Source organism: Actinoplanes sp. NPDC051861, from assembly GCF_040681145.1.
In the GTDB taxonomy this organism is placed as follows: Bacteria; Actinomycetota; Actinomycetes; order Mycobacteriales; family Micromonosporaceae; genus Actinoplanes.
In genome coordinates this window covers 278023-284247 of sequence record NZ_JBFAYE010000013.1, presented here as the reverse complement: position 1 = coordinate 284247, position 6225 = coordinate 278023, and the positions used below count along the sequence as shown (strand labels likewise).

Annotated in this window: 7 protein-coding genes; 4 read left to right on the top strand and 3 right to left on the bottom strand. The window is 63.2% G+C overall.

Going from position 1 to position 6225, the window contains the following annotated elements:
• The first annotated feature begins 756 nt into the window (after positions 1–756).
• A complete protein-coding gene (locus tag AB0M02_RS29975) occupies positions 757–1203 on the top strand; it encodes a hypothetical protein (RefSeq protein ID WP_364232744.1) in 447 nt (148 codons plus the stop codon).
• 89 nt (positions 1204–1292) lie between these two features.
• On the opposite strand, the gene AB0M02_RS29970 is transcribed toward AB0M02_RS29975, so the two are convergent.
• Together AB0M02_RS29970 and AB0M02_RS29965 are read right to left on the bottom strand one after the other, a co-directional pair.
• Positions 1293–2072 (bottom strand): hypothetical protein, encoded by a 780-nt coding sequence (locus AB0M02_RS29970; protein ID WP_364232742.1) that lies wholly within the window; start codon positions 2070–2072, stop codon positions 1293–1295.
• Between the two features lie 211 nt (positions 2073–2283).
• Positions 2284–3201, bottom strand: coding sequence for a tyrosine-type recombinase/integrase (locus AB0M02_RS29965; protein WP_364232740.1), 918 nt, complete (start codon positions 3199–3201; stop codon positions 2284–2286).
• A 233-nt stretch (positions 3202–3434) separates the two neighbouring features.
• Here AB0M02_RS29965 and AB0M02_RS29960 point away from each other — a divergent pair, with 233 nt between their 5' ends.
• The 3 genes from AB0M02_RS29960 (at position 3435) to AB0M02_RS29950 (ending at position 4842) form a co-directional block, all read left to right on the top strand.
• Entirely contained in the window at positions 3435–3791 is a 357-nt protein-coding gene (locus AB0M02_RS29960) for a hypothetical protein (RefSeq protein ID WP_364232738.1), read from the top strand.
• 133 nt (positions 3792–3924) lie between these two features.
• A complete protein-coding gene (locus tag AB0M02_RS29955; RefSeq protein ID WP_364232736.1) occupies positions 3925–4302 on the top strand; it encodes a cyclic-phosphate processing receiver domain-containing protein in 378 nt (125 codons plus the stop codon).
• Between the two features lie 168 nt (positions 4303–4470).
• A complete protein-coding gene (locus AB0M02_RS29950; protein ID WP_364232735.1) occupies positions 4471–4842 on the top strand; it encodes a hypothetical protein in 372 nt (123 codons plus the stop codon).
• A gap of 864 nt (positions 4843–5706) precedes the next feature.
• On the opposite strand, the gene AB0M02_RS29945 is transcribed toward AB0M02_RS29950, so the two are convergent.
• The gene (locus AB0M02_RS29945; RefSeq protein ID WP_364232734.1) at positions 5707–6117 is read right to left on the bottom strand and encodes an SgcJ/EcaC family oxidoreductase; all 411 of its coding nucleotides are present in this window, start codon (positions 6115–6117) and stop codon (positions 5707–5709) included.
• Between the last annotated feature and the right edge of the window lie 108 nt (positions 6118–6225).

The following is a 6225-nucleotide window of genomic DNA, read 5'->3' as shown; positions in this document are numbered from 1 at the left end:
GTCTCTGCCCGCCACGTGCGGATTGCGACATGAGAGATGACACGCATCGGCCGTTGCGGTCGGTGAGCCGATGTGTGGTCAAGATGCGCTGAAGCGGGCCGACTTGCACATCAGTTGGGCAGTCACCGCGGACCGCCCGGCAGCAGCGGCCCTCGAACGCACCGTTCTCGACGCTCTCGCGGCATCACCGCTGTGGAACCGCGCGCGATAGTGATCCTCTACGCGGTACGAGAATGTCGTCGGGTAGCAGGACTTCGATCGGCAAAGGCGGGAAGGCGGACGCTCCTCGTTACTACCCTCGAATCTATGCCGAACCCGCCGCAGCCAGGCATCGGGCATGGCGCCCCCAGTAGCAGTGGCCGCAGTTGCATCGTATTTGGCGTGCTCGGCTTGATCGGTGCGGCAGTCCTCGCCTACCTCGTATTCATGCTCCCATCGTGGCTGGCTTTGAAGGATGAAGAGGAGTGGGACCGAAACTGCTGTCAGCCGACTCCCGCCACAAGTGCGCCCTTCGCATCGCCAAACGGCACCTGAGCCTCATCCGATCCAACCGTCACGGACCTAGCAGTCGAGATGCCAACGCCAAGCCGAGTAGCGCGCGCATCGCGGCATGTGAGGGCAGCCTGTTCGGGATCTCTCCCGAGATGAGCCGAACACGCGCCTGTACACGGACTCGCCTGGAATAGTGGCACTCGCCGGGCGTCGTGAAGGCCGTCGGCGTAGATCGGAATCTGTGTCGGCAACGCAGGAGAACCCGTGGCTCGTATGTTGAACCGAGCAATAATTGATGTCATAGTCGCCTACCGTCAGATCGGCGTGTTCGACCGCGACTTATATGAAGGGCTCCCAACGCCGAACCAAAGCAAAGGCTCATGGCTGCGCGCTGGAACCGCCTCCGTTCTTCTCGCCTTGGGCGAAGACGTTGGCCCGTCGCTATTCACCCTCGAATTGTGGGATGTGGAGCCATCACCGCTTGACCATCTCGATTGGTCCGTCAGTGAAGTGGTCGACCTGGAGTTTCCATCTGGGTGGTTGTGCGTGGAAATGCTCAGTGGCGGAAGCTTGAGTGACGTCTTCAATGTCGGCGCGCCTGGTCGCTATTCTGCCCGATTCGCATGGCGTGAGAATCCTGACTGGATTGATCCGGACAGTGAGGGTCCTGAAGCGTTCCTCGTCGCACAATTCTGGCAGAAGGCGACGTAGCCGCGTATGACGCACTCACATCGGCAAAGCAGGACGGCATCCAGGTCGATCACCGCCGTCTGACGGAGCTCTGAGCGCCAGTCGGGGTCTTACCCCTGGCGGAGCGTGTGGCGGCTTCGGCTGGTTGATTCGCTTCCCATATGTTTGAGGTCGTCAGCGGCGGCGGTAATGCTCCATCGCAGCACGGTCTCGCCGTCGACGTGCTCCAGGGTGACTGGGTAGACCTGCCCGAACGCCCGACCCCCTTTGAATCGCTGGAGTTCGCTCGGTTCCCAGGCGACATAGATGATGGAACTGCTGGCTACCTCGATCACTCCGGCGCCGAGGGGATGCTGCCAGCCGGCTCGCACCCCGAGATGGTGATGGCTGTGCAGATCTACCGACGCCATGTGTGCGAAGTGCCCGTGTGCGACCGCCCACTCGTTGATCGTCGCCGCCCGCTCATATGCCACGTCGACGGGTAGATCCAGCCAGCCGTGCAGGCGGCTGTTACGGAGGGCCGGGATCGGTTGCGCGCCGAAGTGCGACCAGGCCTCCTCGTCGCCCTTGCCCCACACGCGCAGGTCAGCCAGGCGGTCGACGCTGCGGGCCACAGGCAGGAAGCCTACCCATGAGTCGAGCGCAGCAGCGTCCCCGATGACCATTCCGCAGGGGTCGACGGGCAGATCGCCCAGGACCACCGGTTCCGTTCCGGCTGGCACCGCCGACCATGGCACGTTCAAGTTGATATCGATCGTTGCGATGGTGTCGGTTGTCTCGTATATGCCCGTGCGGGTGCGCGCAGTCGCCGTCAACGTTCCGCTCCCGGCCGGCACGGCGATCGCCTCTGCGAGCCAGTCTTTCAGGTGACCGCCGCCGGTCTCCGCCATCCGCGCAGCACGAACCGACAACGAGTCTCCAAGGTCACTCCATTGATCAAGGAACCCGGCGCACGCCAACACAACGGTCCCTGACGGAGCCGTCGAATGGCCTAGGGGCACCGCCGCAGACTCGGAGCCATCACTGATATTCATCGTTCCTGATCATGACACCCACGAACCTGCGAAACATCCGCTCAGCACGATGGCGCCTCGTCCGCGGCTACGTTCCGGAGGCCATGAAGGCGGCGAGGATGTAGTTGGGGTGTCGGTCGAGGTTCTTGCGGGCGCGGTCGTAGCGGATGGTGGTGCGGGGGTCGGCGTGGCGGGCGGCGATCTGGGCGTCGCGGAGGCTGACGCCGGCGTCGAGCATGGTGGTGACGAAGGTGTGCCGCTGCATGTGCGGGTGCATCTTCGGGATCCGTAGCTCGGCGGTCTCGGCCAGGTGCTTGAGGCGGCGGGTCGCCGCGTGCCGGTCCATTCGGGCGCTGTGGGCGTTGCGCAGGATGGGGCCGTCGTCACGCTCGTTGACGGCGCGGTCGATCGCTCGGGCTACCGCGGGTGGTCGCGGCACCAGGACGGCCTTGCCGCATTTGCCGCGGACCCTGAGTACGCGGTGGCCGTGTTCCTCGCCGAGGTCGGCGATGTTGGTGCCGCAGGCTCCGAAGATCCGTAGCCCGAGTAGGCCGAGCATCGCGACCAGAGCGAAGTCGTTGCTGTTGGCCGACAGCCGGGCTGCGGTGATCATCGCCTCGAACTGCAGGTGGCTCAGGCCAAGGGTGGGTGACTCGGGCGGGACCGGTGGCCGACGGACGTAGTCGGCGGGCGAGTGCGCCAGGATCTGGTCGATGACGCAGACCCGGTAAAAGCCAATCACCACCGACAGCCGCCGCGACACCGTCGACGGCTGGTAACAGCGGACATCCTGCAACCGGCGCACGTAGCGCTCGACATCCACCCGCGTCGCAGCGAAGGAGTCCAAGGGCTGGTCGGCCGACCAGCGCAGAAAGACCTTCAGGTCGGAGTCGGTGTGCATACGGGACTGGCCACGGTAGCGGCCGAGGTACGCGGCCACCGCAGCTGGCAGAAGCCGTGGGTCAGAGATGGTGGGGTTGGGCTCGAGTGCTGTCGAGATCGTCATACCCCACGCTACGACCGGCCCGGCCCGCCAAGCCCTGATCAGGTGGCCGGGTAGTCCACCTCCGGCTCCACAAGACCGGCGCCTACGATCCGGCTGTCGAGCGGTGGTGCACCTTCGTGAGGTTCTCCCCAAGCGATCACCGCTGCTCGGCCCACTCGTCCTCTCGCACGACCATCACGCTCGCGGCGGCTATGAGAGTGCACACGCTCGTCGCGGTCAGGGATCATTCGTCCGTGGATTTGGAACAACTCGCAGGCTGTTTCGTAGTAGAGATCGGCATTCGTCAGGCATGGCCGTTCCTCGGCATTTGCGACAGTCGACCTGCGCAGGCTCGGGAGACTCGCCTCTACATCGATGCCGAGTGGGCGATCGAGTTGATCACACGGACGACCGGTGGCGCCGACGACGACAGAGCCTGGCTGACCGCAGCCGTCGTCTTGAACGGGCGGACCGTCGAAAGTGCGCGAGTCGAGCACGACGGTTGCCTGCGGCTGGCAACAGACTCCGGACACAATCTCGTCATCTCAGGCCAACCGCAGCCCTACACCGTAGGTGAGCCTTGGCGGATATCCGGCTGGCGTCCGGCCTGAGGGAACCCTCGGTCTTCGGCGTGGCGCACGCCTCGCAGTTCGTGAGGGCAGGGATTCCACCGATCAGCAACCGACTTGCGGCAGATCCGGATGTTGGATCGAGGCGCTGGCAAAGACCAGCCATCATTGCGCGATGACCGACCGCAAGCCGACGATCGTCCTCGTCGACGATCTTCGTTCCTTCGTCGACGGCCAGCTGGCTGAAGTGGCTCGCACCAGCTCGGCTGGCATCAAGCTACTCGACCGCCACCGCAGCCACCGGCTCGATGAACTCTGGCTCGACCATGACCTGGGCGACACTGACACCATTTGGCCGGTCGTAGAAGTCCTCGAACGGGCTGCCTTCGAGGGCCGGCCTTTCGATGTCGGTGTCGTCGTCATCCACTCAGCCAATCCCGCGGGTGCTGCGAAGATGGCGCAGGCCCTCCGGCGCTGGAACTATCCGGTTCGCGTTGCTTCGGGCGATCCGAGGGTGGGTTACCTCGACGGATTTGGATCCGCTGAATGTTGACGTAACCCACCGACCACGAGGCCCCTCCGCGGCAGAAGAGCCTGCCTGATCCTGGGTCAGTTCAGCAATTGAATAAGTCCTCGCCCCGCCTTATTCGCTGGCGTGGAATCTGCCGATACTCTTTGTGGCATGGCAGCGAGTCCAGATCGACGTAGATTGAACCAAATAGTGGGTTTCGCTATCTTTTCAATACCTATTGTTCTCCTGATCGTCGCCGTACAGCGTGATTTTCCGAACTGGGTCGACTCCCTCATTGTCATTTTCTGCATCGCCGTGCTGGGGGTTCTTGCAGGTGCCCTACGCCAAGATTGGAAACAATCGAGTGAATCGTTGCGTAACGAACTCGACAACCTCCAGCAACGACAACCCGGCGCTAGTGGCACGATCTACCGGACCCAGACGACAACGGAGATCCCATACACGACTCTGGGTAGCCTCGCTGCCAAACTCGACCAGATGGACAAGAAAGGCCGCCGGGACCAGATCATTTTTGTGCTTATCGGCGCCTTGCTCGGTCTTCTGACAAACTTAATTACATAATGCTTTGCGGTCCACTCTTCGCGATGTCCACCGTTAGCCTTGAGGAACCATGTCATAAGATATAGATGCGATAGAAACACTCACTTTACTCGGCAAAGTGGTGCACTCACCGTCGATTCGGCCGTCGCGTACCGTCGATGGCGCTATAGACCAGACGAAACGGGGTCCGGGCACGCTGGGGGAATGGCCTTCAGGCAGTGCCGTAGGGATCGCGAGCTGCGAGAATGTCGGCAATCGGGACGCCACGACGGACCGCCAGCCGACGACACCGGCGCAACTGCGCGCTCGTGCGCGGCCGGAATTTTCGGCTCGCGTCTGCAGCCGCAGGTCTCGAACCCCTCGTAGCGCAGGCCTGCGGCAAGCACCGCTGCCACGGCCGTCCAGCCGGAGCGGTCCCGGCGCCTAGGAGCAGCGAAGTCATGACCGGCGAACACCATTTGCGGCAGCCATAGAGACGTGGGTCGGAAGTGGTCGGGTTGGGCTGGAGTGCTGTTGAGGTAGTCATGCTGCTCGCTTCGACCGGCCGGCGCTGGCCCTGACAGGCTGGACCGACCTTGTTACGAGGCGCCGGCCCTGTTCAGGTGCCGGGCAGCGGTGCACCTTCGTGCGGGTCTCTCCCGGCGATGACCGTTGCTCGGCGCCGCATCGTCTTCCGACGGCCACCGGTTCCTCCGCCCCATCACGCTCGCGGCGGCAGAGCGGCGGCAGAACAGTGCACGTGAGACCCGGTTCAAAGTTGATCTCTAGTCAAGACCTACTTTGAACAGGGGTTTCACGCGACTCGGCAACGGAGCTCAAATATCGAGGTCAGCGGAGTCAGACCGCTGTGTCGCCACATATTGCACTGCCGGTTGCAGGAAATGCTTACTGTTCAGGCGTCAGCGCCGGGCTGTTGTGATAGGCAGCGATCAGCCACTGGCCGTTCCGCTTCTCGAAAACCCAGGTCGCGTTTACCTTGCGCGTATCCGGAATTTCGGTCTCGCCGGCGAACAAGATGCCTGATTCACTGACTACGATCGCGGCGTCTCTGCCGACGAAGCGCAGGCTGAGCTGCTTGTTGTGGGTCGAGCTGCCCTTGAGCGGCCCCGTGAAGGCCAAGGCCATGCTCTCGCGGATCACGTCGCGGCTGTCGCGCAGCGAGCCGGTCATGATGGCGGTCGCATCCGCGGTGTAGTCGGCGACCATGCCGTCGGCGTCGCCTGCCTCCCACGCCTTGTAGGAGTTGTCCAGCACGGCTTGGATGGCGGCCTCGTCTTCCGCATGACGATCTGACATCAGATTCTCCCTCAGGCTCGGCCCGCCAGGTACTCCGGCGAACTCGCGAATACATACCAACGGTCGGGTCGGAACTCATCGCGTCCGGGTGAAGGAGTTTTGGGCGTG

What these genes read in the sequence shown, in the direction of transcription:
- AB0M02_RS29970 (WP_364232742.1), bottom strand. Translation starts at nt 2,072, where the DNA reads ATGGCGGAGACCGGCGGCGGTCACCTGAAAGACTGGCTCGCAGAGGCG.
- AB0M02_RS29965 (WP_364232740.1), bottom strand. Translation starts at nt 3,201, where the DNA reads ATGACGATCTCGACAGCACTCGAGCCCAACCCCACCATCTCTGACCCA.
- AB0M02_RS29955 (WP_364232736.1), top strand. Translation starts at nt 3,925, where the DNA reads ATGACCGACCGCAAGCCGACGATCGTCCTCGTCGACGATCTTCGTTCC.
- AB0M02_RS29945 (WP_364232734.1), bottom strand. Translation starts at nt 6,117, where the DNA reads ATGTCAGATCGTCATGCGGAAGACGAGGCCGCCATCCAAGCCGTGCTG.